General features: G+C 71.2%; 18 protein-coding genes. 9 read left to right on the top strand and 9 right to left on the bottom strand.

Annotated features, from left to right (window positions below; all coding sequences use genetic code 11):
* Positions 1 to 6: 6 nt before the first annotated feature.
* From ACFWWR_RS19205 to ACFWWR_RS19195, 3 genes are read right to left on the bottom strand one after another with little or no spacing between them, the layout of a single operon-like run.
* Positions 7 to 1,164 (bottom strand): acetyl-CoA C-acetyltransferase, encoded by a 1,158-nt coding sequence (locus ACFWWR_RS19205; protein WP_383860491.1) that lies wholly within the window; start codon positions 1,162 to 1,164, stop codon positions 7 to 9.
* A 26-nt stretch (positions 1,165 to 1,190) separates the two neighbouring features.
* Positions 1,191 to 1,823, bottom strand: a complete 633-nt coding sequence (locus tag ACFWWR_RS19200; RefSeq protein ID WP_384304356.1) for a TetR/AcrR family transcriptional regulator — start codon at positions 1,821 to 1,823, stop codon at positions 1,191 to 1,193.
* Positions 1,824 to 1,838: 15 nt separating this feature from the next.
* Positions 1,839 to 2,621, bottom strand: a complete 783-nt coding sequence (locus ACFWWR_RS19195; RefSeq protein WP_383860485.1) for an SDR family oxidoreductase — start codon at positions 2,619 to 2,621, stop codon at positions 1,839 to 1,841.
* Between the two features lie 47 nt (positions 2,622 to 2,668).
* On the opposite strand from ACFWWR_RS19195, the gene ACFWWR_RS19190 reads away from it, so the two are divergent.
* Together ACFWWR_RS19190 and ACFWWR_RS19185 are read left to right on the top strand one after the other, a co-directional pair.
* Complete coding sequence (locus ACFWWR_RS19190) at positions 2,669 to 3,808, top strand: acyl-CoA dehydrogenase family protein (protein ID WP_383860482.1); 1,140 nt, start codon at positions 2,669 to 2,671, stop codon at positions 3,806 to 3,808.
* Positions 3,808 to 4,791, top strand: a complete 984-nt coding sequence (locus tag ACFWWR_RS19185) for an acyl-CoA dehydrogenase family protein (protein WP_383860479.1) — start codon at positions 3,808 to 3,810, stop codon at positions 4,789 to 4,791. The genes ACFWWR_RS19190 and ACFWWR_RS19185 overlap by 1 nt, the downstream gene beginning before the upstream one ends.
* On the opposite strand, the gene ACFWWR_RS19180 is transcribed toward ACFWWR_RS19185, so the two are convergent.
* From ACFWWR_RS19180 to ACFWWR_RS19165, 4 genes are all read right to left on the bottom strand, one after another.
* Positions 4,766 to 6,421: a cytochrome bc complex cytochrome b subunit gene (locus tag ACFWWR_RS19180; RefSeq protein ID WP_383860476.1), complete on the bottom strand. Its 1,656-nt coding sequence runs from the start codon at positions 6,419 to 6,421 to the stop codon at positions 4,766 to 4,768. The genes ACFWWR_RS19185 and ACFWWR_RS19180 overlap by 26 nt on opposite strands.
* A 205-nt stretch (positions 6,422 to 6,626) precedes the next feature.
* Entirely contained in the window at positions 6,627 to 8,090 is a 1,464-nt protein-coding gene (locus ACFWWR_RS19175; RefSeq protein ID WP_383860473.1) for a glutamate synthase subunit beta, read from the bottom strand.
* The gene (gene gltB, locus ACFWWR_RS19170; RefSeq protein ID WP_383860821.1) at positions 8,083 to 12,678 is read right to left on the bottom strand and encodes a glutamate synthase large subunit; all 4,596 of its coding nucleotides are present in this window, start codon (positions 12,676 to 12,678) and stop codon (positions 8,083 to 8,085) included. The genes ACFWWR_RS19175 and gltB overlap by 8 nt, the downstream gene beginning before the upstream one ends.
* A 373-nt stretch (positions 12,679 to 13,051) precedes the next feature.
* The gene (locus ACFWWR_RS19165; RefSeq protein WP_383860470.1) at positions 13,052 to 13,783 is read right to left on the bottom strand and encodes a VIT1/CCC1 transporter family protein; all 732 of its coding nucleotides are present in this window, start codon (positions 13,781 to 13,783) and stop codon (positions 13,052 to 13,054) included.
* Positions 13,784 to 14,052: 269 nt separating this feature from the next.
* Between ACFWWR_RS19165 and ACFWWR_RS19160 the strand changes: the two genes are divergently transcribed.
* The 7 genes from ACFWWR_RS19160 to ACFWWR_RS19130 are packed head-to-tail and all read left to right on the top strand — an operon-like array spanning position 14,053 to position 22,025.
* The gene (locus ACFWWR_RS19160; RefSeq protein WP_383860467.1) at positions 14,053 to 15,117 is read left to right on the top strand and encodes an ADP-ribosylglycohydrolase family protein; all 1,065 of its coding nucleotides are present in this window, start codon (positions 14,053 to 14,055) and stop codon (positions 15,115 to 15,117) included.
* A complete protein-coding gene (locus ACFWWR_RS19155; RefSeq protein WP_384304354.1) occupies positions 15,114 to 16,403 on the top strand; it encodes an ADP-ribosylglycohydrolase family protein in 1,290 nt (429 codons plus the stop codon). The genes ACFWWR_RS19160 and ACFWWR_RS19155 overlap by 4 nt, the downstream gene beginning before the upstream one ends.
* Before the next feature lie 8 nt (positions 16,404 to 16,411).
* A complete protein-coding gene (locus ACFWWR_RS19150; protein ID WP_384304353.1) occupies positions 16,412 to 17,572 on the top strand; it encodes an ADP-ribosylglycohydrolase family protein in 1,161 nt (386 codons plus the stop codon).
* Between the two features lies 1 nt (position 17,573).
* On the top strand, positions 17,574 to 18,977 hold the full coding sequence (locus tag ACFWWR_RS19145; RefSeq protein ID WP_384304351.1) for an ADP-ribosylglycohydrolase family protein: 1,404 nt from the start codon (positions 17,574 to 17,576) through the stop codon (positions 18,975 to 18,977).
* Positions 18,974 to 19,867 carry a ribokinase gene (gene rbsK, locus ACFWWR_RS19140; protein WP_384304348.1) on the top strand — a complete coding sequence of 298 codons (894 nt, stop codon included), beginning with the start codon at positions 18,974 to 18,976 and terminating at the stop codon, positions 19,865 to 19,867. Before ACFWWR_RS19145 ends, rbsK begins: the two co-directional genes overlap by 4 nt.
* Complete coding sequence (locus ACFWWR_RS19135; RefSeq protein WP_384304346.1) at positions 19,864 to 21,198, top strand: CaiB/BaiF CoA transferase family protein; 1,335 nt, start codon at positions 19,864 to 19,866, stop codon at positions 21,196 to 21,198. Before rbsK ends, ACFWWR_RS19135 begins: the two co-directional genes overlap by 4 nt.
* Positions 21,195 to 22,025 (top strand): HpcH/HpaI aldolase/citrate lyase family protein, encoded by an 831-nt coding sequence (locus ACFWWR_RS19130; RefSeq protein WP_383860449.1) that lies wholly within the window; start codon positions 21,195 to 21,197, stop codon positions 22,023 to 22,025. Before ACFWWR_RS19135 ends, ACFWWR_RS19130 begins: the two co-directional genes overlap by 4 nt.
* Before the next feature lie 51 nt (positions 22,026 to 22,076).
* Here ACFWWR_RS19130 and lgt read toward each other — a convergent pair whose 3' ends face one another.
* Both lgt and ACFWWR_RS19120 read right to left on the bottom strand, forming a co-directional pair.
* On the bottom strand, positions 22,077 to 23,036 hold the full coding sequence (lgt, locus tag ACFWWR_RS19125; RefSeq protein ID WP_384304343.1) for a prolipoprotein diacylglyceryl transferase: 960 nt from the start codon (positions 23,034 to 23,036) through the stop codon (positions 22,077 to 22,079).
* 95 nt (positions 23,037 to 23,131) lie between these two features.
* Entirely contained in the window at positions 23,132 to 23,908 is a 777-nt protein-coding gene (locus tag ACFWWR_RS19120) for a DsbA family protein (protein WP_383860443.1), read from the bottom strand.
* Between the last annotated feature and the right edge of the window lie 5 nt (positions 23,909 to 23,913).

Below are 23,913 nucleotides of genomic sequence, written 5' to 3'. Positions count from 1 at the left end.
ATGTCCTCAGAGCCGCTCGATGATCGTCACGTTGGCCTGCCCGCCGCCCTCGCACATGGTCTGCAGCCCGAACCGCCCCCCGGTGCGCTCCAGTTCGTGCAGCAGGGTCGTCATCAGCTTGACGCCCGTCGCGCCCAGCGGATGCCCGAGAGCGATGGCACCACCGTTGACGTTGACCTTGTCGGGGTCCGCGCCGGTCTCCTTCAGCCAGGCCAGGACGACCGGGGCGAAGGCTTCGTTGATCTCGACGAGGTCGATGTCGTCGAGGGACAGTCCGGTCTTCTTCAGGGCGTGGGCGGTGGCCGGTATGGGCGCGGTCAGCATGCGGATGGGGTCCTCGCCGCGTACGGAGAGATGGTGCACGCGCGCGCGTGGGCGCAGCCCGTGCTCGTGCACCGCCCCCTCCGACGCGAGCAGCATGGCGGCCGCCCCGTCGGAGACCTGCGAGGAGCAGGCCGCGGTGACGGTGCCGCCGTCGATGACGGGCTTCAGGGCGGCCATCTTCTCCGGCGAGGTGTCCCGGCGCGGCCCCTCGTCGACGGCGGTCCGGGCGTACGCCACGATCTCCCGCTCGAAGCGCCCCTCGTCGATGGCCCGCAGGGCCCGCCGGTGCGACCGCAGCGCGAACTCCTCCTGGTCCTGCCGGCTGATCCCCCACTTGGCGGCGATCATCTCGGCGCCGGCGAACTGGTTCACCGCCCGGTCCCCGTACCGTGCCCGCCAGCCCTCGCTGCCCGCGAAGGGGCCCTCCGTGAAGCCCAGGGGCTCGGCGGCCTGCCGGGTCGCGAAGGCGATCGGGATCTGCGACATGTTCTGCACGCCGCCGGCGACGACCAGGTCCTGCGTCCCGGACAGCACGGCCTGCGCGGCGAAGTGCACGGCCTGCTGGGAGGAACCGCACTGCCGGTCCACCGTCACTCCCGGCACCTCCTCGGGCAGCCCGGCCGCCAGCCAGCAGGTTCGCGCGATGTCCCCGGCCTGCGGGCCCACGGTGTCCAGGCAGCCGAAGACGACGTCCTCGACGGCGGCCGGGTCGACTCCGGCCCGCGCGACCAGTTCCTTGAGCACATGTGCGCCCAGGTCGGCCGGGTGGACCCCGCTCAGTCCTCCCCCGCGCCGCCCGACGGGCGTTCGGACCGCTTCGACGATGTAGGCCTCGGCCATGGCAACTCCCCAGACTCCCCATTGAGTTACGTGCGTACGGCGATCCCGTCCAGCACCATCGACAGGTACTGCCGGGCGATCTCCTCCGGGCTGTGCTGTCCGCCGGGCCGGTACCAGGACGCGGCGACCCAGACGGTGTCGCGCACGAACCGGTAGGTGAGGCGGACGTCGAGGTCGGCCCGGAACACCTCGGCGGCGACCCCGCGTTCCAGCGTGGACAGCCACGCCTTCTCGAACCTGCGCTGCGACTCGGCGAGGAACGCGAACCGGTCGTGCGTGACGAGCTGCCTGCTCTCCTTCTGGTAGATCGCGACGGCGGCGCGGTGCCGGTCGATCTCCCGGAACGACTCGGTGACCAGCGCTTCGAGGGTCTCGCGCGGCCCGAGCTCGCCACCCAGGACGGTGTCGTAGCCTTCCCACAGCTCGTCGAGGAAGGTCCGCAGGATCTCCTCCAGCATCGATTCCTTGGAGTCGAAGTGGTAGTAGAGGCTGCCCGCGAGCATGCCCGCGTGGTCCGCGATCTTGCGGACGGTGGTGGCGTTGTAGCCCTGCTCGGCGAAAACCTCGGCGGCGGTGTCGAGGAGTTCGCGTCGGCGGTCGCGAGCGGCGGCGGCGGGGGGCTCTGTGGCGGTCACCTGGGGCTTCTTCTTGGTCGGCACGGGTCCATTGTGGTCCTAGGGGTGCTGACTGCTGACCGGGACGACCTCGCCCGTCATGTACGAGGAGTAACCGGACGCCAGGAACACGATCACGTTGGCCACCTCCCACGGCTCGGCGTACCGCCCGAAGGCCTCGCGCGAGGTCAGCTCCTCCAGCAGTTCCGCCGAAGTCACCTTGACCAGGTGCGGATGCATGGCGAGGCTCGGTGACACGGCGTTGACGCGCACCCCGTACGCGGCGGCCTCCATCGCCGCGCACCGGGTCAGCGCCATCACGCCCGCCTTCGCGGCGGCGTAGTGCGCCTGCCCGGCCTGGGCACGCCAGCCGACGACGGAGGCGTTGTTGACGATCACGCCGCCGGTGCCCCTCATCAGGCGGAGGGCTGCCCGCATGCACCGGAACGTGCCGTTCAACGTCACGTCCAGCACCGTCGACCACTGCTCGTCGGTCATGTCGACGAGCTCCGAAGTCCCTCCGAGACCCGCGTTGTTGACGACGACGTCCAGGCGTCCGTGCTCCTGCACGGCGGCGTCGAACAGGGCCCGCACCTGTGCCTCGTCGGTGACATCGCAGGGGATCGCCGCCACCGCCCCCGGGTACTCCCGGCTCAGCTCGGTCTCGTGCTCCTTCAGCCGCCGCGCGTGCGCATCGCTGATCAGCACGCGCGCGCCCTCCTCCAGGAAGCGGCGCGCGGTCGCCCCGCCGATCCCCGCGCCGGCTGCCGCGGTGATGACGGCCGTGCGCCCGCCGAGCAGCCCGTGCCCGGGAACGTACGCGGGAGCCTCGACGTTCGTCATGACAGCACGCTAACCTACCAAACACTTGTTAGGGAAGGAGAGTGACCGTGGACCTGGCCCACTCCCCCGCCGACGAGGCGTTCCGCGCCGAGGCCCGCGGCTGGCTGCACGCGCACGTGCCGTCCGTTCCGCTCCCCTCCCTGGAGACCGAGGAGGGTTTCGCGGCGCACCGCGCGTGGGAGGCCGAACTCGCCGCGGACCGCTGGTCGGTGGTCAACTGGCCGAGGGCCTACGGCGGGCGGGACGCGGGCCTGATCCGGTGGCTGCTCTTCGAGGAGGAGTACTACGCGGCGGGCGCGCCGGGAAGGGTCGGCCAGAACGGCGTCAACCTGCTCGCCCCGACCCTGTTCGAGCATGGCACCGAGGAGCAACGCGCGCGCGTGCTCCCGCCCATGGCCTCGGGCGAGGTGGTCTGGGCGCAGGCCTGGTCGGAGCCGGAGGCGGGTTCGGACCTGGCGTCCCTGCGGTCGCGGGCGGTCCGTACCGACGGCGGCTGGCTGCTGAGCGGGCAGAAGACCTGGTCCTCGCGCGCGGCCTTCGCGGACCGCGCGTTCGGCCTGTTCCGCAGCGAGCCCGACACCCCGAAGCCGCACCAGGGCCTCACCTACCTGATGTTCGACCTGCGCGCCCCGGGCGTCACGGTCCGCCCGATCGGCCGCCTCGACGGAAAGCCGGCCTTCGCGGAACTCTTCCTGGACGAGGTGTTCGTGCCCGACGAGGACGTGATCGGCGAGCCCGGGCAGGGCTGGCGGGTCGCCATGTCGACAGCCGGCAACGAACGCGGCCTGACCCTCCGCTCCCCCGGCCGCTTCCTCGCGAGCGCCGCCCGGCTCTCCGAGCTCTGGCAGGCACGGGGCCGCCCGCAGAGCGCCGACAGCCGCGTGGCCGACGCCCTCATCGGCGCCCGCGCCTACCAGCTCTTCACCTACGCCGCCGCCTCCCGCTTCCTCGACGGCGAGTCGATCGGTCCCGAGTCCAGCCTGAACAAGGTCTTCTGGTCCGAGTACGACATCGCCCTGCACGAGACGGCACTCGACCTCCTCGGCCCGGAGGGCGAGTGTGCCGACACAGGCTGGTCCGAGGGCTACGTCTTCTCCCTCGCCGGCCCCATCTACGCCGGCACCAACGAGATCCAGCGCGACATCATCGCCGAGCGCCTGCTGGGCCTGCCGAAGGGACGCCGTTGATGCGCTTCCTCCTGGACCCCGAGCAGCGCGCGTTCGCCGACGCGCTGGACGCGATGCTGACAGCCGCGGACACACCTTCGGTGGTACGGGACTGGAGCCGGGGCGAGCACACGAGCGGCCGTGCGCTGTGGCGCCGTATCGCGGAGACGGGCGTGTTCGCGCTGGCGGTACCGGAGGCGTACGAAGGGCTGGGCCCCCGGCCCGTGGAACTCGCCGTCGCCTTCGTGGAGTTGGGGCGGCACGCGGTGCCGGGCCCCTTGGTGGAGACGGTGGCGGCGGCCACGCTGCTCGCCGCCCTGGACGACACGGGCCCGGCCGAACGCCTGCTGCCCGCCCTGGCTTCGGGCAAGTCGACGGCGACCCTGGCGGCGGGCCCGTACACGCTGGACGCGGACGTGACCGACGTCCGGCTCGAGAGGTCGGGCCCGACCGCGCTGCGCCTGGCCCCCGCGCCCGGCGCCCCGCGCCCCTGTCTCGACCCCGCTCGTCGTCTCTTCCGCCTACCGCCCGGGGGAGAAACCCTCGCCACCGGCCCGCAGGTGATCGCGGCCGCCGCCCTCGCCCTCACCTGGGCTCGCCTGGCCACGGCCGCCCAGGCTCTCGGCGTCGGTCTCGCCCTTCTCGACAGAACCGTCGCCCACGTCAGGCAGCGCACCCAGTTCGGCGTCCCCGTGGGCTCGTTCCAGACCGTCAAGCACCACCTGGCCGACGCGAAGATCGCGTTGGAGTTCGCGCGCCCCCTGCTCTTCGGCGCCGCTCTGACGATGACCGAGCAGGACGTCGCCGCCGCGAAGGTCACGGCCTGCGAGGCGGCGTACACCACCGCTCGTACGGCCCTCCAACTGCACGGCGCGATCGGCTACACGGCGGAGTACGACCTGTCACTCTGGCTCACCAAGGCCCGCGCCCTGCGCACCGCCTGGGGAGGCCCCGACGAGTGCCGGGCAGCCGTCCTCCTCACTGGTGGTGATCACCGCTCGTGAGCTCCCGGTACTCCTCGACCGTGGGTTTCGCGATCCGCTTGTCGGGCCCGAACATCGCCCTGGCGAGCCGCGCCCGCACCCGCTGGGAGACCTTGACCGGCCGCCGTACGCCGCCCGCGTCGACGAGCGGCCCGATCTCGTACGGCGGCTCCTGCTCGTGCTGGGTGAGCGTGAACATCTGTGCCTGCGAGAGCGGCTCGTGGACCTCGACGTACTCGCCCTGCGGGAGCCGTTTGATCGTGCCGGACTCCCTGCCGTGCAGCACCTTGTCCCGGTCGCGGCGCTGGAGTCCGAGACAGATCCGTTTCGTCACCGTGAAGGCGAGGACCGGCATCACGAAGACGGAGATCCGCACGAACCAGGTGATCGCGTTGATGGACAGATGCAGATGCGTGGCCACGATGTCGTTGCCGCCGCCGATCAGCAGCACCGCGTACAGGCTCAGCCAGGCGACGCCGAGACCGGTGCGCACGGGTGCATTGCGCGGCCGGTCCAGGATGTGGTGCTCGCGCTTGTCGCCGGTGATCCACGCCTCGATGAACGGATACACGCCGATGGCGATCATGATCAGCGGGAAGAGGGCGAAGGGGATGAAGACGCCCAGCTCCAGGGTGTGACCCCAGAAGTTGATCTCCCATCCCGGCATCACCCGGATCAGGCCCTCGGAGAAGCCCAGATACCAGTCGGGCTGCGCACCCGTGGTCACCAGATCCGGCCGGTACGGCCCGAAGGCCCACACCGGGTTGATGCTGGCGATGCCGCCCATCACCGTGAGCATGCCGAAGACGAGGAAGAAGAAGCCGCCGGCCTTCGCCATGTAGACGGGCAGGAACGGCATGCCGACCACCGACTTGTTGTCCCGTCCGGCGCCCGGGAACTGCGTGTGCTTGTGGTAGAAGACCAGGATCAGATGGGCCACCACCAGGCCGAGCATGATCCCGGGAAGCAGCAGGATGTGGACCGGGTACAGCCGCGCGATGAAGTCCTCCCCGGGGAACTCCCCGCCGAAGAGGAAGAACGCCAGGTACGTTCCCACGACCGGCACGGACAGGATCGCGCCGTGTGCGAAGCGCAGACCGGTGCCGGACAGCAGGTCGTCGGGGAGCGAGTAGCCGGTCAGGCCGGTGAGGATGCCGAGGAACAGCAGGGTCCAGCCGAACACCCAGTTGAGCTCGCGCGGCTTGCGGAAGGCGCCGGTGAAGAACACCCGCATCATGTGCACCATCATGCCGGTGACGAAGACCAGCGCGGCCCAGTGGTGGATCTGCCGGATGAGCAGCCCGCCGCGCACGTCGAAGCTGATGTCGAGCGTGGACTCGTAGGCCCTGGTCATCAGGACGCCGTTGAGCGGTTCGTAGGAGCCGTTGTAGACGACTTCGGTGGTGCTCGGATCGAAGAACAGGGTCAGATAGACGCCGGTGAGGATCAGGATGAGGAAGCTGTAGAGGCAGACCTCGCCCAGCATGAACGACCAGTGGTCCGGGAACACCTTGCGCATGTTGGCCTTGGCCAGCCCGTAGAGACCGAGCCGCCCGTCTGCCCAGTCGGCGAGCTTCTCGCCCTTGGCGGGGGGCTCCCTGCGGGAGCGGACGGAACCCCTCGTCTCGTCCACCGATCGTGCGCCGTCCATACGTCGTCGCCTCCCCGTGGGATCCCATTCAGGGTGGCACGGCGGTCATGCCTGGGCCAACGGTGCGAGCGGACGAGTGAGCGCGGAACGGCCCCCACACATGCGGCGGCGCCTGCCCATGTCCGGTCGGGGACTGGGGCAGGCGCCGTCTCGTGTTCCGTACGCCTTTGTACGGGACGCTTCGTGTGGGCCGAGGCCGAGGCCGTCAGACCATCAGCGAGCGGTCCGTCGGACGGATCGGGGCGTGCAGCTCACTGGTTCCGGTCAGGAACCGGTCGACGCCGCGCGCGGCCGAGCGGCCCTCCGCGATCGCCCAGACGATGAGCGACTGGCCTCGGCCGGCGTCACCGGCGACGTACACGCCCGGCACGTTGGTCCGGAAGTCGGCGTCGCGGGCGATGTTGCCGCGCTCGTCGAGCTCCAGGCCGAACTGCTCGACCAGGCCGTTCTCACGGTCGGTGCCGGTGAAGCCCATGGCGAGGGTGACCAGCTGGGCGGGGATCTTGCGCTCCGTGCCCGGCTTCGGGGTCAGCTTGCCCTCGACGAACTCGACCTCGCTGAGGTGCAGCCACTGGACGTTTCCGTCCTCGTCGCCCTCGAAGTGGGTGGTGGAGACGGAGTAGACCCGCTCGCCGCCCTCCTCGTGCGCCGAGGTGACCTTGTAGAGCATCGGGAAGGTCGGCCACGGCTGGGAGACCGGGTTCCGGTCCTCGTTCGGGCGGGGCATGATCTCCAGCTGCGTGACGGAGGCCGCGCCCTGGCGGTGCGCGGTGCCCACGCAGTCGGCACCGGTGTCACCGCCGCCGATCACGACCACGTGCTTGCCCTCGGCCGAGATCGGGGGCGCCACGAAGTCGCCCTCCTGCACCTTGTTGGCCAGGGGCAGGTACTCCATGGCCTGGTAGATGCCCTTGAGCTCGCGGCCCGGGGCCGGAAGGTCACGCGCGGTCGTCGCACCGGCGGCGATGACGATCGCGTCGTACCGCTTCTTCAGGTCGGTCGCCTTGAGGTCGCGGCCGATCTCGATGCCCGTACGGAAGCGGGTGCCCTCCGCGCGCATCTGCTCGATACGGCGGTTGATGTGCCGCTTCTCCATCTTGAACTCGGGGATGCCGTACCGGAGGAGGCCTCCGATGCGGTCCGCGCGCTCGTAGACGGCGACGGTGTGGCCGGCCCGGGTCAGCTGCTGGGCGGCGGCGAGACCGGCAGGGCCGGACCCGATGACCGCGACCGTCTTGCCCGACAGGCGCTCGGGCGCCTGCGGGGCGACGTCACCGGTCTCCCACGCCTTGTCGATGATCGAGACCTCGACGTTCTTGATGGTCACCGGCGGCTGGTTGATGCCGAGCACACACGCCGACTCGCAGGGAGCGGGGCACAGCCGGCCCGTGAACTCCGGGAAGTTGTTCGTGGCGTGCAGGCGCTCGGAGGCGTTCGCCCAGTCCTCGCGGTAGGCGTAGTCGTTCCACTCGGGAATCAGGTTCCCCAGCGGACAGCCGTTGTGACAGAACGGGATGCCGCAGTCCATGCACCGGCTGGCCTGCTTGCTGATGATCGGCAGCAGCGAACCGGGAACGTAGACCTCGTTCCAGTCCTTGAGACGTACGTCGACGGGGCGGGACCTGGCGACCTCGCGCCCGTGGTTCAGAAAGCCCTTCGGGTCAGCCATTGATCGCCGCCTCCATCATCTTCTCGGTGATCTCGGTCTCGGTGAGACCCGCTCGCTCGGCGGCGTCCTTGGCGGCGAGCACTGCCTTGTACGTGCTGGGGATGATCTTGCTGAAGCGCTCCACGGAGGCGTCCCAGTCGGCGAGCAGCTTCTCGGCGACCGTCGAGGCGGTCTCCTCGGCGTGGCGGCGCACCACGTCGTGCAGCCACTGCTTGTCGGTGTCGTCCAGCGCCTCGATCGCGTCCACGTTGCCGACGTTGACGTTGTCGCGGTTCAGGTCAATGACGTACGCGACACCGCCGGACATGCCGGCCGCGAAGTTGCGGCCCGTCTCGCCCAGCACCACCGCGTGACCGCCGGTCATGTACTCGCAGCCGTGGTCGCCCACGCCCTCGGAGACGACCGTCGCGCCGGAGTTGCGGACGCAGAACCGCTCGCCGGTGCGACCGCGCAGGAACAGTTCACCGCCGGTCGCGCCGTACGCGATGGTGTTGCCCGCGATCGTCGAGAACTCGGCGAGGTGGTCGGCGCCCCGGTCGGGACGGACGATCACCCGGCCGCCGGAGAGGCCCTTGCCGACGTAGTCGTTGGCGTCGCCCTCCAGGCGCAGCGTGACGCCGCGCGGCAGGAAGGCACCGAAGGACTGGCCGGCGGAGCCCGTGAAGGTGATGTCGATGGTGTCGTCGGGCAGGCCCGCGCCACCGAACTTCTTGGTCACCTCGTGGCCGAGCATGGTGCCGACCGTGCGGTTGATGTTGCGGATCGCGACCTGGGCGCGCACCGGCTGGGCGTCGGTCGCGGAGTCCGCGGCCAGGGCGTCGCCGGCGAGCTTGATCAGCTCGTTGTCGAGTGCCTTCTCCAGGCCGTGGTCCTGCTGGATGACCTGGTGCAGCGGGGCGCCCTCGGGCAGCTCCGGCACGTAGAAGAGCGGGGACAGGTCCAGGCCCTGCGCCTTCCAGTGGTCGACCGCGCGGGTCACGTCGAGGGTCTCGGCGTGGCCGACGGCCTCCTCGATGGAGCGGAAGCCCAGCTCGGCGAGGATCTCGCGGACCTCCTCGGCGATGAACTGGAAGAAGTTCACCACGTACTCGGCCTTGCCGGTGAACCGGTCGCGCAGGACCGGGTTCTGGGTGGCGATGCCGACCGGGCAGGTGTCCAGGTGACAGACGCGCATCATGACGCAGCCGGAGACGACGAGCGGCGCGGTCGCGAAACCGAACTCCTCGGCGCCGAGGAGCGCGGCGATGACGACGTCACGGCCGGTCTTCAGCTGGCCGTCGGTCTGCACGACGATGCGGTCGCGCAGGCCGTTGAGCAGCAGCGTCTGCTGGGTCTCGGCGAGACCGAGCTCCCAGGGACCGCCCGCGTGCTTCAGCGAGGTGAGTGGGGAGGCGCCCGTACCGCCGTCGTGGCCGGAGATGAGCACCACGTCCGCGTGCGCCTTCGACACACCCGCCGCGACCGTGCCGACGCCGACCTCGGAGACCAGCTTCACGTGAATCCGCGCCTGCGGGTTCGCGTTCTTCAGGTCGTGGATCAGCTGGGCCAGGTCCTCGATGGAGTAGATGTCGTGGTGCGGCGGCGGGGAGATCAGACCGACACCCGGGGTGGAGTGACGGGTCTTGGCGACCCACGGGTACACCTTGTGGCCGGGCAGCTGGCCGCCCTCGCCGGGCTTGGCGCCCTGGGCCATCTTGATCTGGATGTCGTCCGCGTTGACCAGGTACTCGGAGGTCACGCCGAAGCGGCCGGAGGCGACCTGCTTGATCGACGAGCGGCGGGCCGGGTCGTACAGCCGGTCCGCGTCCTCGCCGCCCTCACCGGTGTTGGACTTGCCGCCCAGCTGGTTCATGGCGATGGCGAGCGTCTCGTGGGCTTCCTTCGAGATGGAGCCGTACGACATGGCGCCCGTCGAGAACCGCTTGACGATCTCGCTGACCGGCTCGACCTCGTCGATGGAGATCGGCTGCCGGTCGGAGGTGAAGCCGAACAGGCCGCGCAGCGTCATCAGGCGCTCGGACTGCTCGTTCACACGCTCGGTGTACTTCTTGAAGATGTCGTACCGGCCGCTGCGCGTGGAGTGCTGGAGGCGGAAGACCGTCTCCGGGTCGAACAAGTGCGGCTCGCCCTCGCGGCGCCACTGGTACTCGCCGCCTATCTCCAGCGCGCGGTGGGCCGGCGCGATGCCGCTGGCCGGGTACGCCTTGGCGTGGCGGGCGGCGACCTCCTTGGCGATGACGTCGATGCCGACGCCGCCGATCTTGGTGGCCGTACCGCTGAAGTACTTGGTGACGAACTGCTCGTCCAGGCCGACCGCTTCGAAGACCTGGGCGCCGCGGTAGGACGCGACGGTCGAGATGCCCATCTTGGACATGACCTTCAGGACGCCCTTGCCGAGGGCGTAGATCAGGTTGCGGATGGCCTGCTCGGCCTCGATGTCCGACAGGAAGGTGCCCGCGCGGACCAGGTCCTCGACGGACTCCATGGCCAGGTACGGGTTCACGGCCGCGGCGCCGAAGCCGATCAGCAGGGCGACGTGGTGGACCTCGCGGACGTCACCGGCCTCGACCAGCAGACCCACCTGGGTGCGCTGCTTGGTGCGGATGAGGTGGTGGTGGACGGCCGCGGTGAGCAGCAGCGACGGGATCGGCGCGTGCTCGGCGTCCGAGTGACGGTCCGACAGGACGATGAGGCGGGCGCCGTTGTCGATGGCGGCGTCGGCCTCGGCGCAGATGTCCTCGAGGCGTGCGGCGAGGGCTTCGCCGCCGCCGGAGACCCGGTACAGGCCGGACAGGGTCGCGGCCTTCATGCCGGGCATGTCGCCGTCGGCGTTGATGTGGATGAGCTTGGCCAGCTCGTCGTTGTCGATGACCGGGAAGGGCAGGAGGACGCTGCGACAGGACGCGGCGGTCGGCTCCAGCAGGTTGCCCTGCGGGCCGAGGGACGAGCGCAGGCTCGTGACCAGTTCTTCCCGGATGGCGTCCAGCGGCGGGTTGGTGACCTGCGCGAACAGCTGGGTGAAGTAGTCGAAGAGCAGTCGCGGACGCTCGCTCAGCGCGGCGATCGGCGAGTCGGTGCCCATCGAACCGATCGGTTCGGCACCGGCCTTGGCCATCGGCGCGAGGATGACGCGCAGCTCCTCCTCGGTGTAGCCGAAGGTCTGCTGGCGGCGGGTGACCGAGGCGTGCGTGTGCACGATGTGCTCGCGCTCGGGCAGGTCGGAGAGCTCGATCTCGCCGGCTTCCAGCCACTCCGCGTACGGCTTCTCGGCGGCGAGCTGGGCCTTGATCTCGTCGTCCTCGATGATGCGGTGCTCGACGGTGTCGACGAGGAACATACGGCCGGGCTGCAGACGGCCCTTGCGCACGACCCTGGCCGGGTCGATGTCGAGGACGCCGACCTCGGAGCCGAGGACGACGAGGCCGTCGTCGGTGACCCAGTAGCGGCCGGGGCGCAGACCGTTGCGGTCGAGGACCGCGCCGACCTGCTTGCCGTCGGTGAAGGTGACGCAGGCCGGTCCGTCCCAGGGCTCCATCATCGTGGCGTGGAACTGGTAGAAGGCTCGCCGGGCCGAGTCCATGGAGTCGTGGTTCTCCCACGCCTCCGGGATCATCATCAGCACGGAGTGCGGCAGTGAACGGCCGCCCAGGTGCAGGAGTTCCAGGACCTCGTCGAAGGACGCGGAGTCGGAGGCGTCCGGCGTGCAGATCGGGAAGACCCGGTCGATCGTGTCCTGCTCGCCGAACAGGTCGGAGACGATCTGGGACTCGCGGGCCGCCATCCAGTTGCGGTTGCCCTTGACCGTGTTGATCTCACCGTTGTGCGCGACGAAGCGGTACGGGTGCGCGAGCGGCCAGCTCGGGAAGGTGTTCGTCGAGAAGCGCGAGTGGACCAGCGCGATGGCCGACGCGAAGCGGCGGTCGGACAGGTCCGGGAAGAAGGGCTCCAGCTGGCCGGTGGTCAGCATGCCCTTGTAGACGATCGTCCGCGCGGACAGCGACGGGAAGTAGACGTCGACCTCGCGCTCGGCGCGCTTGCGCAGCACGAACGCCTTGCGGTCGAGGGTGATGTCCGTCGAGGAACCGTCCGTGACGAAGATCTGCCGGAAGGCGGGCATCGTCGAACGGGCGGTGGCGCCGAGCAGTTCGGGGGCGACCGGCACGTCGCGCCAGCCGAGGACCGTCAGGCCCTCCTCCGCGGCGATCGTCTCAATGCGTGAGATGGCGTCTTCGGCGCCGTTCTCCGGCAGGAAGGCGATACCGACCGCGTACGCACCGGCCGCGGGCAGCTCGAATTCGGCCACCTCGCGGAAGAAGGCGTCCGGCACCTGGGACAGGATGCCCGCCCCGTCACCCGAGTCGGGCTCGGAGCCGGTGGCACCGCGGTGTTCCAGGTTGCGCAGAACAGTCAGCGCCTGCTCGACCAGCGCGTGGCTCGCCTCGCCGGTGAGGGTGGCCACAAAGCCGACGCCACAGGCGTCGTGCTCGTTGCGGGGGTCGTACATACCCTGCGCAGCAGGGCGAGCATCCATGAACGACCGGTTCTGGCCATTCGTGGAGTGCTGGGACGGCTGGCGCGGCGTACGCATCGGCTCTCCCGTCGTCGTCATGTGGCATATGCAGATTGCCGAGGGACGACGTTGGCCCTCTGCGTGAGTGCAAAATTTCGTGCAGGTTACATGATGGAGCGGATCTCGGGAACCGGATACTCCGTTCCAACATGCGGACGCCGCAGGGTCGCGGCGGGGGTACCGCGCTCGGCGGCGCAAGGTATATGGGGACCGAAGCGGACAGATCGGTGTCCGTCGACCCGAGGGGGCGGAGAGAGCATCGTCGCCCACCCCGCGGGTGTGCCGCGGGCCTCATTGCCCACAGCGCTTACGGCTCATGCCCGGTGGTTAAGCATTCGAAACCAGCGAGTAACGGCTACTTATGCGGCCCATCGCATAACTTGCAGCCGACCTATCCTACGACCGTTCCGAACAGGCTGCCCAGGGCGTACGTCACACCGGCCGCCGCACCCCCCAGAGCGAGCTGCCGCAGCCCGCTGAACCACCAGGTCCGCGCCGTCACCCTGGCCACGACCGCGCCGCACGCGAAGAGCCCGACGAGCGCGAGCAGCACGGCGGGCCACAGGTCGGTGGCGCCGAGCAGATACGGCAGCACGGGAAGCAGGGCGCCCAGCGCGAACGCCCCGAACGAGGACACGGCGGCGACCAGCGGCGACGGCAGGTCACCGGGGTCGATGCCCAGTTCCTCGCGAGCGTGTATCTCCAGCGCCTGCTCGGGGTCGCGGGACAGCTGCCGCGCCACTTCCCGGGCCAGCTCCGGCTCGACGCCTCGCCCTTCGTACAGGGCCGCGAGTTCGGCCTCCTCGTCCTTCGGGTGCTTTCTCAGCTCCCTGCGTTCCACGTCCAGCTCGGCCTCGACGAGTTCGCGCTGCGAGGCGACGGAGGTGTACTCACCGGCGGCCATGGAGAAGGCGCCGGCGGCGAGCCCCGCGAGCCCGGTGATGACAATGGTCTGCTGACCGACCGAACCGCCCGCGACGCCGGTCATCAGCGCGAGGTTGGAGACCAGGCCGTCCATCGCACCGAAGACGGCGGGCCGCAGCCAGCCGCCGTTCACATCCCGGTGGGTGTGGTTGTCGCGGTGCGCCTCGTGCAGTGACGCCTCGGTTTCGATGATGGCCATACGGTCCCCCAGGGAGAGCTTCTTCGGGCTTCTTTGGACTTCTTCCAGATTTCGACAACAAAGAGACTACGCTCCCGAATTCCCGCCCGCCAGCAAGGAAAGGCTCCGCTAACCTGCGGTTTTACCTTCGGACGCTCATTCGATCGGGGAGCTGCACAGATGTCGACCGGGTGATGCTGAGGTCCCCGAGGCTCTGGCGAACCGCTCCGGTGGGACACATCCGCAAAGGGCTCCGCCGCCTGCGTGAAGCCCCGGAGGAGAGGCCGCGTATGGCATCGATCGCCTGCATTCCCCCGGTCCCGGCGCCCGGCAACGCCGCCGAAATCCGCGAGCGGGCCCGCGGCGCCCTGCTCGGCCTGGCCGTGGGAGACGCGCTCGGGGCCCCGGCGGAGAACATGAAACCCTCCGAGATCCGCGCCCGCTGGGGCCGTATCACCGGCTATGTCGCGGACAAGCCGTCCGGCACGGACGACACCGAGTACGCGATCTTCTCCGGCCTCCTGCTGGCCCGGCACGGCTCGGCGCTCACCCCGACCCACGTCGAGGCGGCCTGGCACGAGTGGATCGCGGACCGCGACGAAGGCCCCTTCAGGGGCGCGGGCTTCAGTGAACGCGGCACGCTGGAGAACCTGCGCCGCGGCCTCGCGGCCCCCATCTCCGCCCAGCACCGCCACGCCTGGAGCGACGGCCTGGCCATGCGCGCGGCCCCCTTCGGCGTCTTCGCATGCGGCCGCCCCGCCGAGGCGGCCCGCCTGGTGGCGATCGACGGCTCGGTGAGCCATGACGGCGAGGGCATCTACGGCGGTCAGGCGGTGGCGGCGGGTGTCGCGGCGGCGATGGCGGGCGCCCCGACGATCGCCGTGGTCGCCTCGGCCCTGGCGGTCGTGCCCGACGACTCGTGGACGGCCCGCTCGCTCCGCCGCGCGGTGGCGGTGGCCCACCGCGGCGAACGCGCGGTCCGCTCGGCGGTCGTCGTCGGCGGCTACCCCTGGACCGACCTGGCCCCCGAGGCGGTCGCCCTCGCCTTCGGCGCCTACGCGGCCGCCGACGGCGACTTCGTCCAGGCGGTGCTCACCGCCGTCAACATGGGCCGCGACGCCGACACCACGGCGGCGGTGGCGGGCGCCCTGGCCGGCGCCACCCACGGCGTCTCCGCGATCCCGGCCGACTGGGCCGCGGCGATCGGCCCGGCGCGCGGCAGCTGCCTGCCGTCCATGGCGGGCCACCACGTCCTGGACGTGGCGGAGCTGCTGACGCCGGGCGAGGACGGGCGATGGGGCGCGGGGGGCTTCGTACCTAGCGAGATCCCGGGCGAGACGGAGGCCCTCTCATGACCCCGCCCATCCCCTGGGACGAGGGCGCGGCGACGCAGCTGCTCGCACCCGCGGCCGCCGAAGGCGAGGAACCCCCACAGGGGCCACCGGCACCCGACGACGAAAGCCGCACGGGTGGTGCGGGTGGGAACAAAAAGGCCGAAGGCGAAGCCGAGGCGACCCACCACCGCACCCCACGCCGAATCGAAGGCCTCCTGCTGGGCCTCGCCGCAGGCGACGCAGCCGGCTGGCCGGCCGGCCGCCACCGAGCCGCCCGTATGCCCGACTGGACCCGCCGCCTGACCCGCGAACTCGACACCTTCGCCGAACAGAACGCGACGACGACCCTCCCCGTCCCCATCGCCCTGAACCAACCCCCCGAACCGCTCCGGCTGGGGCCGTCCGACGACGCCGAGTGGGCGGTCTTCGCGGCGGAAGCGGTCCTCCGCGCAGGCGACGACACCGTCCTCGGCGACCTGAGCCGAGAACGCCGTACCCGCGCCGCCATCGACCTCACCTGGAGCGCCCTGGCCAGCGAGGTCGCCGCAGCGGCCGACCGCGCCCCCGAGATCGAGTCCGCGGTGATCCCCCTCCGCGCCCGCATCTCGGTCCGCGCGGGCCTCGGCAACCTCGCCACCGGCCTGCGCCCGCCCGCCACCGGCCACGACAACCCGCACTACTTCGACGACGCCGCCTGCGTACGGGCCTGCGTACTGGCCGTGGCCCACCCCGGTGACCCCCGGCTCGCCGCGGAACTCGCCGAGTTCGACGCCCGCTACACCCAGGACGGCGACGGAGTGCACGGCGCCCGCGCGATGGCCGCGGCACTCGCCCTCGCCCTGGCGGGAGCCGACGTACGGGCATGCGTCACCGCCGCACTCGCGGAACTCCCCGAGTCCACCGAGATCGGCCGCAACGCCCGCCACGCCCTCGAGCTCGCCCAGGACGCCGAAAGCGCCTTCGCCCTGATCCCCCTGCTGGAACACCAGATCGTCGACCACGTCTACAGCTACGGCATCGCCGCCGCCGAGACCGTCCCGGTCGCCCTGGCCCTGGCCTGCGCGGCGCAGGGCCGGATCGCGCAGGCGGTTCCGGCAGCGGCCTGTCTCTCCCGGGTCGCCGATTCGGCCCCGGCCCTCGCGGGCGCCCTCACCGGCACCCTGGGCGGCGGCCAGTCGATCCCCGCCTCCTGGCGCGACAGCTGCCGCATCCTCTCCGGCTGCGTACTGCCCCGCCTCACCGGCACGGACCTGGTGGAACTCGCCGAGCTGCTGGAAGCCGCACAACCGGCCCCGCCAGGGGGATGATTCGGGGCATGACACCCAAAGAGGAAAAAGCTCACGCGTCGGGTCTGGACGAACGCATCGCCGGCGCCCTCGTCGGCGCGGCTGTCGGCGACGCGCTGGGCGGCCCCGTCGAGGGCTACTCCCCCGAGCAGATCGTCGAACGCCACGCCGGCCGCGTCCACGGCATCGTCGGCCCCTGGCACGGCGACGCCTGGCGCACGGCCCGTCCCATCGCGCCTTACCACAAGGGCGACGGCCACGTCACCGACGACACCTTGATGACCCACGCGCTGGTCCGGGTGTACGCGCGGGTCCGTGACCACCTGGACGCGTACGCGATCGCGGACCACCTGGTGCCGGACCTGATGACGAACCCGCGGTGGATCCCGGAGCTGGAGACGGAGGCACTCCCGCTGCAACGTGTCTTCCTGGCGGAGAAGTGGCTGGTGGCCCGTCTCCACTACGGCCACCTCGACCCCCGCGAGGCCGGCGTCGGCAACATCGTCAACTGTGGCGCGGCGATGTACATGGCCCCGGTCGGCCTGGTCAACGCGGCCAACCCGGCGGGGGCGTACGCCGAGGCGCTGGACATCGCGGGCGCCCACCAGTCGTCGTACGGCCGTGAGGCGGCGGCCGTCCTCGCGGCGGCGGTGGCGGCGGCGAGCACGCCCGGCGCGAGCCCGGACTCGGTCGTCTCCGCCTGCCTCGCCCTGGCGAAGGACGGGACCCGTGCGGCCATCGAGCAGGTCTGCGAAACCGCCTCACAGCACACGGACTTCGAGTCCGCGCTGACCCCGCTGCGAAAGGCGGTGGCCCCGTACGACACGGTCGGTCCCGACTACCGACAGCCCTCCCTCGGCGCCCGCCGCCCCTCCCGCCTGCACACGATCGAGGAACTTCCGATCGCCCTGGGCATGCTGGTGGTCTCCCGCGGCGACTACCGGCACGCGGTCCTGGGCGCGGTGAACTACGGCCGCGACTGCGACTCCATCGCCACGATGGCGGGCGCGATGGCAGGCGCCCTCGGCTCCCCGGTCCCGGAGGACTGGGCGAAGCAGGTCTCCGAAGCCAGCCGCCTGGACCTCTGGGAACCGGCGACCACCCTCACGACCGTCACCCGCGAGATCTTCCGACGGGACGTGACCCGTCGCCGGTCCCACGAGGCGGCCCTCACCGAACTCGGAGCCTGAGATGCTCCGCCTCACCTGGGTCCAGCCCGAGGACCTGATCGGCCACGAACTCCACCAGGCGGCCCAGGACGGCCGCGAGCCGTCGGCGATCGCGGCGAGATGGAGAGCGGCGGGCGGCAGAGCAGCCCCCCTGCGAGCGGGCGCCTCGCCGGAACCGGCATCGAGATACCTACGGCAGCTCGCCGAGGACCTGCTGGACGAACTGGCGGACCTGCCGAGCAGGTCGGCGGAGAACGAGCCCACCGACCTCGCGAGGATCAAGGCCGCCTGCCCGGCCTGGCCCACCCGGACTGCGGGCAGTCGTGCCGCCGGGGCGGCCCCGATGGACGTCGCAGGCGGCCAGGCCCGGCTGGAAGCCGCCTGGCTCGGCCGGGCCGTCGGCTGCCTCCTGGGCAAACCAGTGGAAAAGCTCCCCCTGGAAGCCATCCGCCGACTCGCCAAATCCACCGGCAACTGGCCCCTGAACACGTACTTCACGGCCCGAGGAGTCCCCCCGGAACTCCTGACGGAGCACCCCTGGAACCGCCGCTCGGCACAAACCTCGCTCGCCGAGAACATCGACGGCATGCCGGAGGACGACGACCTCAACTACCCCCTCCTCAACCTCCTCCTGCTCCAACGCCACGGCAAGACCTTCACCACCAAGGACGTGGCATCCCTCTGGCTGGACGAACTCCCGGCCGGCCGCACGTTCACCGCCGAACGCATCGCCTACCGCAACCTCCTCACCGGCCTGGAACCCCCACGCACCGCCCACCACCGCAACCCCTTCCGCGAATGGATCGGCGCGCTGATCCGCGCCGACGTCCACGGCTGGACCAACCCCGGCGCCCCCGCGGCCGCCGCGGAACAGGCCCACCGGGACGCCACCCTCACCCACACCGCCAACGGCGTGTACGCGGCGATGTTCGTCGCGGCCACCATCGCGCAGGCGGCCACCGGCACCCACGACATCCACACCTGCCTGCGCACCGGCCTCACGGTGATCCCCCCGGCCTCCCGCCTGGCGAAGGCCGTCACCCATGCTGTCCAACTGGCCCAGGAGCACGACGACTTCGACACGATCGTCGACGCGCTGCACGCCACCCACGCGCCGACCCACCACTGGGTCCACGCCATCCCCAACACCGCCCTGATCGCCGCCGCCCTCACCCACGCGGACGGCGACTTCACCGGCTCCATCCGCCGTGCGGTTTCGGGAGGTTGGGACACCGACTCCAACGGTGCCACCGCCGGCAGCATCGCCGCCCTCCTCGCCGGCACCCCCGCCGCCCTCCCCGACCACTGGACGGCCCCCCTCAAGAACCGGCTGTCCACCTCCGTCGGCGACTTCAACGGCACCGGCTTCGACACTCCGGCCCGCCTCACCCACGAGCTCACCCACCTGGAGGCACCCCGCCCATGACCCACATCGCCGTGCTCGGCAGCACGAACATGGACCTCGTCGCCTACGTCGAGAAGGCCCCGCAGCGCGGAGAGACCGTCACGGGACGGGACTTCCGTACGATCCCCGGCGGCAAGGGCGCCAACCAGGCGATCGCCGCGGCTCGCGCCGGAGCCACCGTCTCGATGATCGGCGCGGTCGGCAACGACGCGTTCGGCGCCCGCCTGCGCTCCACCCTGGAGCACTCCGGCGTGACCACCGACCACCTGCGCACCACCGAGGGCCCCTCCGGCACGGCGCACATCGTCGTGGACGACGAGGGCGGCAACGCGATCGTCGTGATCCCCGGCGCCAACGGTACCGTCGACCACCTCGCCCCCGGCGACGAAGGCCTCATCGCCTCCGCCGACGCCCTGCTCCTCCAGCTGGAGATCCCCCTGGCCGCGGTCCTCGCGGGCGCGCGGGCGGCCCGCGACCACGGAGTCCGTACGGTCCTCACCCCCGCACCCGCCCAGCCACTGCCCCCCGAACTCCTCGCCGCCACCGATCTGTTGGTGCCCAACGAACACGAGGCCGCCGCCCTCACCGGCCTCACCGACCCGCATGACGCGGCCACCGCCCTGCTGGAGCGGGTCCCGGAGGTGGTCGTCACCCTGGGCGCGGCGGGCAGCCTCCACGCGACCCGCGGAGCCGAGCCGGCAACCGTCCCCGCACCGCAGGTCACCGCCGTGGACTCGACCGGCGCGGGCGACACCTTCGTCGGCACCCTGGCCGTGGCCCTCGGCGAGGGCCGCCCGATGCGCGAGGCACTGGAGTGGGCGGCCACGGCCGCCGCGCTCTCCGTACAGCGTCCCGGAGCCTCGGCCTCGATGCCGTACCGCGCGGAGATCGAAGCGGGGTACACCGCATGACACGAAACCACCGCACGACAACAAACCACCGCACGACAACAGACCCCCGTGCAACGGAAGACCGCCGCACGACGACAGACCCCCGTTCGACGGAAGACCGCCGCACGACGACAGACCAGCCCACGACGGCAGACCGGCCCACGGCCGCCGCCCCCCTCACCGGCCTGCGCGTCCTCGACCTCGCCACCCTCTTCGCCGGCCCCCTCGCCGCCACCATGCTCGGCGACTTCGGCGCGGAGGTCATCAAGATCGAGCACCCGGCCAAACCCGACCCTTCCCGGGGCCACGGCCCGTCGAAGAACGGCGTGGGTCTGTGGTGGAAGCTGCTCGGCCGCAACAAGCGCACGATCACGCTGGATCTCTCCAAGCCGGCCGGCCGCACCACCCTCCTCCGTCTCGCCGCGACCGCGGACGTTGTCATCGAGAACTTCCGCCCCGGCACCCTGGAGAAATGGGACCTCGGCTGGGAGGAGCTGTCGGCAGCCAACCCCCGCCTGGTCCTCACCCGCGTCACCGGCTTCGGCCAGTTCGGCCCGTACGCCCACCGCCCCGGCTTCGGCACCCTCGCCGAGGCGATGAGCGGCTTCGCGGCGATCACCGGCGAACCGGACGCGCCCCCGACGCTCCCACCGTTCGGCCTGGCCGACTCGATCGCGGGCCTCGCCACGGCGTACGCGGTGATGACGGCGCTCGCCGCCCGCGACCGCACCGGCGCGGGCCAGGTCGTCGACATGGCGCTGATCGAACCGATCCTGATGGCCCTGGGCCCCCAGCCCCTCTGGTACGACCAGCTCGGCCACGTCCAGCCGCGCACCGGCAACCGCTCCCAGAACAACGCACCGCGCAACACCTACCGCACGGCGGACGGCACCTGGGTCGCGGTCTCCACCTCCGCCCAGTCGATCGCCGAGCGCGTGATGCACCTGGTCGGCCGACCGGAGCTGATCGACGAGCCGTGGTTCGCCACGGGCGCCGAACGGGCCGCCCACTGCGACATCCTCGACGAGGCGGTCGGCTCCTGGATCGCCGAGCGCACCCGCACCGAGGTCCTCGCGGCCTTCGAGAAGGCGGAGGCGGCCGTCGCCCCGATCCAGGACGTGAGGGACGTGATGGCCGACCCCCAGTACCAGGCCCTCGACACCGTCACCACCGTCGACGACCCCGAGCTGGGCCCCGTCCGCATGCAGAACGTCCTGTTCCGCCTCTCCGCCACCCCGGGCGCGATCCGCTGGACAGGCCGCCCGCACGGCGCGGACACGGCGGAGGTCCTGGCCGAACTGGGCCTGACACCGGCGGACCTCGACGCCCTGCGGGAGGAGGGCACCGTATGACGGCACCTCCGCTCACCTGGCTGTACGTCCCCGGCGACCGCCCGCGCGTGGTCACCAAGGCCCTCGCCTGCGGCGCCGACGTCGTCGTGATCGACCTGGAGGACGCGGTCGCCCCCGACCGCAAGGCGTACGCCCGCGAGGCCACCGTCGAACTCCTCTCCGAGCCGCAGCCGGTACCGGTCCACGTCCGCGTGAACGCCCTGGACGGCCCGCTCGCGGCGGCGGATCTGGCGGCCGTGGCGGCCCTCCCGGGCGTCAGCGGACTCCGCCTCCCGAAGGTGACCTCGCCCGGGCAGATCGTCCGTGTCGCCGAGGACACGGCCCCCGCCGACGGCGGCGCACCCCCGCTCCACGCCCTCCTGGAATCGGCCCTGGGCATCGAACGCGCCCACGCCATCGCCTCCGCACACCCGGCCCTGCTCGGCATCGCCGTCGGCGAGGCGGACCTCCGCGCCGACCTGGGCGTGCGTGACGACGCGGGCCTCGACTGGTGCCGCTCCCGCGTGGTGGTCGCCGCGCGTGCGGCGGGTCTCGCGCCACCACCCCAGTCCGTACACCCCGACATCCGCGACCTCGACGCCCTCGCCGCCTCCTGCGTCCGCGGACGCGCCCTCGGCTTCCTCGGCCGCGCCGCCATCCACCCCCGGCAGCTCCCGGTCATCGAACGGGCCTACCTGCCCACCGAGGAGGAGATCGAGGAGGCGGAGACGATCGTCAAGGCGTCGACCACGGACCAGGGCGCGCAGGCGCTGCCGGACGGACGATTCGTCGACGCGGCGGTGGTGGCGGCAGCGCGACGCACGCTGTCGCTGGCCCGCCGGACATGACTGAGGGCGCCCGGGGATTCCAGGGCGCCCTCGTCGACGGTCGACCGACCGTCAGGTCTTCTTCCCCGACCCGGCCTCGTCCTTGACGTCGGTGTCGGCGTCGGCTTCCGCCTTGGCCTCGGCCGCGGCCCCCTGTTCGGCCTCGGCGCCGTCCTCGGGTTCGTCGCCGGAGGCACTGTCACCGTCGGCGGGCTCGCCGCCCGGCTCGACCACCGTCTCCCGGCCCGGCCGCTTCTTCGCCGACAGCACGAGGTAGACCACCGCGAGCACGAACACGACCATCGCGGTCCAGTTGTTCAGGCGCAGGCCCAGGATGTGGTGGGCGTCGTCGACGCGCATGTACTCGATCCAGAACCGGCCCGCGCAGTACGCGGCGACATACAGCGCGAACGCCCGGCCATGCCCCAGCTTGAAGCGGCGGTCGGCCCAGATGACGAGGAGGGCGACGCCGATGCACCACAGCGACTCGTACAGGAACGTCGGGTGGTAGTAGCCGGGCACCCGCCCGTCCGCGGACGAGGTGATGTGCAGGGCCCAGGGGAGGTCGGTCTCCTTGCCGTACAGCTCCTGGTTGAACCAGTTGCCCCAGCGGCCGATCGCCTGTGCGAGGGCGATACCGGGGGCGAGGGCGTCGGCCCAGGCGGGCAGCGGGATGCCCCGGCGCCGGCAGCCGATCCACGCGCCCACCGCACCGAGCGCGATCGCGCCCCAGATACCGAGACCGCCCTCCCAGATCTTGAAGGCGTCCACCCAGTCACGGCCCTCGCTGAAGTACAGCTCGTAGTCCGTGATCACGTGGTAGAGCCGGCCGCCGACCAGACCGAACGGCACGGCCCAGACCGCGATGTCGGCCACCGTGCCGGCCCGCCCTCCCCGGGCGAGCCAGCGCTTGTTGCCGAGCCAGACGGCTACGAAGACGCCGATGATGATGCAGAACGCGTAGCCGCGCAGCGGAACGGGGCCGAGGTACAGCACCCCGCGCGACGGGCTGGGAATGTAGGCAAGTTCCATGGCAGGGTCGACGCTACCGTGCCCGACCGGGCCCACGACGGGCGGCCCGGCTACGGGTCCATAACGGGAGGGTGTGAAAGCTGCTCACCAGCGGGTCACGCCTTGTCGGCCTCCTGCACCAGCTGCTTCAGCTTCGCCGGGGTCATGGTCTGGTCCTGGTAGATGTTCTTTCCGTTGAGGATCACGGTCGGCGTGCCGCTGAAGCCGCCGTTGCGGAAGGCCGCGGCGGACTTCTCGACCCAGCTGTTGTGGGTGCCCTTCTCGACACACGTACGGAACGCGGCGGTGTCGAGACCGTCGACCTTGGCCGCCAGCTCGATGAGCTTGGTGTTCTCGGCGAAGGCGTCGTCGGTCTCCGGGGGCTGGTTGTCGTACAGCACGTCGTGGTACGCCGTGAACTTGCCGACGTCCTGGGCGCAGGCCGCCGCGTTGGCGGCGTTGCGGGAGCCGGTGCCGCCCATGTTGCCGTCGATGATCGTCGCCAGGTGGTACTCCACCTTCAGCTGCCCGGCGGCGGTCAGCTCGTGGATGGCCGGCCGGTACGCCGTCTCGAAGGCCTTGCAGGCCGGGCAGCGGAAGTCCTCCCAGATCGTGAGCGTCGACTTGGCGCTCTCCTTGCCGACCGGGATGGCGAGGCTGTCCTTGCCCTTGGCCCCCGAGGGCACCACGAGCGGGCCGGCGGAATCGCTGCCGTCGTCCTTGCCCACCTTCGCCGCGACCACGCCGATCACCGCCGCGAGAGCCAGGACGCAGACCACGCTCGCGCCCACGATCAGCACCCTGCGCCGCTTGTCCGCGGACTTCTGTTTGTCGCGCTCCTCCGCCAGCCGCTCCCGGGCGGTGCGCTTTCCCTCTCGATTCTTCTCGCTCACATCCC

Origin of the sequence: Streptomyces sp. NPDC058678, assembly GCF_042714835.1 — a bacterium.
Classification (GTDB): Bacteria; Actinomycetota; Actinomycetes; order Streptomycetales; family Streptomycetaceae; genus Streptomyces.
This window is presented reverse-complemented; position numbering and strand designations above follow the sequence as displayed.

Bases quoted from the DNA above. Each gene is read 5' to 3' on its own strand.
- ACFWWR_RS19130 (WP_383860449.1), top strand. From the start codon at position 21,195: ATGACGGCACCTCCGCTCACCTGGCTGTACGTCCCCGGCGACCGCCCG.
- ACFWWR_RS19175 (WP_383860473.1), bottom strand. From the start codon at position 8,090: ATGGCTGACCCGAAGGGCTTTCTGAACCACGGGCGCGAGGTCGCCAGG.
- gltB (WP_383860821.1), bottom strand. From the start codon at position 12,678: ATGCGTACGCCGCGCCAGCCGTCCCAGCACTCCACGAATGGCCAGAAC.
- ACFWWR_RS19160 (WP_383860467.1), top strand. From the start codon at position 14,053: ATGGCATCGATCGCCTGCATTCCCCCGGTCCCGGCGCCCGGCAACGCC.
- ACFWWR_RS19195 (WP_383860485.1), bottom strand. From the start codon at position 2,621: ATGACGAACGTCGAGGCTCCCGCGTACGTTCCCGGGCACGGGCTGCTC.
- ACFWWR_RS19165 (WP_383860470.1), bottom strand. From the start codon at position 13,783: ATGGCCATCATCGAAACCGAGGCGTCACTGCACGAGGCGCACCGCGAC.
- lgt (WP_384304343.1), bottom strand. From the start codon at position 23,036: ATGGAACTTGCCTACATTCCCAGCCCGTCGCGCGGGGTGCTGTACCTC.
- ACFWWR_RS19180 (WP_383860476.1), bottom strand. From the start codon at position 6,421: ATGGACGGCGCACGATCGGTGGACGAGACGAGGGGTTCCGTCCGCTCC.
- ACFWWR_RS19150 (WP_384304353.1), top strand. From the start codon at position 16,412: ATGACACCCAAAGAGGAAAAAGCTCACGCGTCGGGTCTGGACGAACGC.
- ACFWWR_RS19185 (WP_383860479.1), top strand. From the start codon at position 3,808: ATGCGCTTCCTCCTGGACCCCGAGCAGCGCGCGTTCGCCGACGCGCTG.
- ACFWWR_RS19205 (WP_383860491.1), bottom strand. From the start codon at position 1,164: ATGGCCGAGGCCTACATCGTCGAAGCGGTCCGAACGCCCGTCGGGCGG.
- ACFWWR_RS19145 (WP_384304351.1), top strand. From the start codon at position 17,574: ATGCTCCGCCTCACCTGGGTCCAGCCCGAGGACCTGATCGGCCACGAA.
- rbsK (WP_384304348.1), top strand. From the start codon at position 18,974: ATGACCCACATCGCCGTGCTCGGCAGCACGAACATGGACCTCGTCGCC.
- ACFWWR_RS19155 (WP_384304354.1), top strand. From the start codon at position 15,114: ATGACCCCGCCCATCCCCTGGGACGAGGGCGCGGCGACGCAGCTGCTC.
- ACFWWR_RS19135 (WP_384304346.1), top strand. From the start codon at position 19,864: ATGACACGAAACCACCGCACGACAACAAACCACCGCACGACAACAGAC.